The organism is Levilactobacillus acidifarinae DSM 19394 = JCM 15949 (genome assembly GCF_001434835.1).
Lineage (GTDB): Bacteria > Bacillota > Bacilli > Lactobacillales > Lactobacillaceae > Levilactobacillus > Levilactobacillus acidifarinae.
Window position 1 is genome coordinate 1 of the sequence record NZ_AZDV01000010.1, and the last position, 3144, is coordinate 3144.

General features: G+C 50.7%; 2 rRNA genes. Both read right to left on the reverse strand.

The window, feature by feature from the left end:
• A 5S ribosomal RNA gene (gene rrf / locus FD25_RS06170) occupies positions 1–117 on the reverse strand.
• Positions 118–182: 65 nt separating this feature from the next.
• Positions 183–3097: ribosomal RNA gene (locus FD25_RS06175) — 23S ribosomal RNA — on the reverse strand.
• Between the last annotated feature and the right edge of the window lie 47 nt (positions 3098–3144).

The window sequence follows — 3144 nt, forward strand, 5'->3', positions numbered from 1 at the left end:
GCGTGGCAACGTCCTATCCTTGCAGGGGGCGATCCCCCAACTACTATCGGCGTGCTGAAGCTTAACTTCCGTGTTCGGCATGGGAACGGGTGTATCCTTCAGGCTATCGCCACCACACTACTGAGAGCTTATTCCCTCAAAACTAGATATTACCAATTTATTTTCCGTGAGAACACCATTACTTGGTTAAGTCCTCGACCGATTAGTATTGGTCCGCTTCACACCTCACGGTGCTGCCACTTCCAACCTATCTACCTGATCATCTCTCAGGGGTCTTACTTCCATAAAGGAATGGGAAATCTCATCTTGAGGCGAGTTTCACACTTAGATGCTTTCAGCGTTTATCTCATCCATACATAGCTACCCAGCGATGCGCCTGGCGGCACAACTGGTACACCAGAGGTATGTCCATCCCGGTCCTCTCGTACTAAGGACAGCTCCTCTCAAATTTCCTACGCCCGCGACGGATAGGGACCGAACTGTCTCACGACGTTCTGAACCCAGCTCGCGTACCGCTTTAATGGGCGAACAGCCCAACCCTTGGGACCGACTACAGCCCCAGGATGCGATGAGCCGACATCGAGGTGCCAAACCTCCCCGTCGATGTGGACTCTTGGGGGAGATAAGCCTGTTATCCCCAGGGTAGCTTTTATCCGTTGAGCGATGGCCCTTCCATACGGTACCACCGGATCACTAAGCCCGACTTTCGTCCCTGCTCGACCTGTCTGTCTCGCAGTCAAGCTCTCTTCTGCCTTTACACTCGACGAATGATTTCCAACCATTCTGAGAGAACCTTTGGGCGCCTCCGTTACTTTTTAGGAGGCGACCGCCCCAGTCAAACTGCCCACCTGACACTGTCTCCCGCCACGATAAGTGGCGCGGGTTAGAGTGTTCACACAGCGAGGGTCGTATCCCACCAACGCCTCCATCGAAACTAGCGTTCCGATATCTACGGCTCCGACCTATCCTGTACAAGCTGTGTCAACACCCAATATCAAGCTACAGTAAAGCTCCATGGGGTCTTTCCGTCCTGTCGCGGGTAACCTGCATCTTCACAGGTAATATAATTTCACCGAGTCTCTCGTTGAGACAGTGCCCAGATCGTTACGCCTTTCGTGCGGGTCGGAACTTACCCGACAAGGAATTTCGCTACCTTAGGACCGTTATAGTTACGGCCGCCGTTTACTGGGGCTTCATTTCTGGGCTTCGCCGAAGCTAACTCATCCACTTAACCTTCCAGCACCGGGCAGGCGTCAGCCCCTATACTTCATCTTACGATTTTGCAGAAACCTGTGTTTTTGATAAACAGTCGCCTGGGCCTTTTCACTGCGGCTACACTTGCGTGTAGCACCCCTTCTCCCGAAGTTACGGGGTCATTTTGCCGAGTTCCTTAACGAGAGTTCACTCGCTCACCTTAGGATACTCTCCTCGACTACCTGTGTCGGTTTGCGGTACGGGTAATTAATATCTAACTAGAAGCTTTTCTCGGCAGTGTGACATGGAGCACTTCCCTACTAAAATTCGGTCCCCGTCACGCCTTGTCCTTAGTGATAAGCATTTGACTCATCACCAGACTTGACGCTTGGACGCACATTTCCAATCGTGCGCTTGCTTTAGCCTGCTGCGTCCCTCCATCGTTCAAACAATATTAACTAGTACAGGAATATCAACCTGTTATCCATCGCCTACGCCTTGCGGCCTCGGCTTAGGTCCCGACTAACCCTGGGAGGACGAGCCTTCCCCAGGAAACCTTAGTCATTCGGTGGATCAGATTCTCACTGATCTTTCGCTACTCATACCGGCATTCTCACTTCTAAGCGCTCCACTAGTCCTTGCGATCTAGCTTCGTTGCCCTTAGAACGCTCTCCTATCACGCGACATAGTCGCGTCCACAATTTCGGTAATGTGCTTAGCCCCGGTATATTTTCGGCGCAGAGTCACTCGGCTAGTGAGCTATTACGCACTCTTTAAATGGTGGCTGCTTCTGAGCCAACATCCTAGCTGTCTATGCAATTCCACATCCTTTTCCACTCAGCACATATTTAGGGACCTTAATTGGTGGTCTGGGCTGTTCCCCTTTCGACGGTGGATCTTATCACTCATCGTCTGACTCCCGGATATAAATCTGTGGCATTCGGAGTTTATCTGAATTCAGTAACCCATGACGGGCCCCTAGTCCAAACAGTGGCTCTACCTCCACGATTCTAAATCCGAGGCTAACCCTAAAGCTATTTCGGAGAGAACCAGCTATCTCCAAGTTCGTTTGGAATTTCACCGCTACCCACACCTCATCCCAGCATTTTTCAACATACACGGGTTCGGTCCTCCAGTGCGTTTTACCGCACCTTCAACCTGGACATGGGTAGGTCACCTGGTTTCGGGTCTACATCAACTTACTGAAACGCCCGTTTCAGACTCGCTTTCGCTACGGCTCCGGTCTTTACACCTTAACCTTGCAAATTAACGTAACTCGCCGGTTCATTCTACAAAAGGCACGCTATCACCCATTAACGGGCTCTAACTAATTGTAGGCACATGGTTTCAGGAACTATTTCACTCCCCTTCCGGGGTGCTTTTCACCTTTCCCTCACGGTACTGGTTCACTATCGGTCACTAGGGAGTATTTAGCCTTGGGAGATGGTCCTCCCGGATTCCGACCAGGTTTCACGTGTCTGGCCGTACTCAGGATCCTGAACTGAGGGTTAACGATTTCACCTACGGGGGTATCACCCGCTCTGCCACACCTTCCCAGATGTTTCGGTTATCATTAACTTTGGTAACTCAAATGTTCAGTCCTACAACCCCACCGAGCAAGCTCGATGGTTTGGGCTGTTCCCCGTTCGCTCGCCGCTACTTAGGGAATCGATTTTTCTTTCTCTTCCTGTGGGTACTTAGATGTTTCAGTTCCCCACGTCTGCCTCAACTTGAGTATGTATTCGTCAAGTTGTAATCATCGGTAAAGATGATTGGGTTTCCCCATTCGGAAATCTCCGGATCAAAGCTTACGTACAGCTCCCCGAAGCATATCGGTGTTAGTCCCGTCCTTCATCGGCTCCTAGTACCAAGGCATTCACCATGCGCCCTTCATAACTTAACCTAACGGTCACTTCGTGACCGCTGATTAATTGAGTATTAGCGAATAAA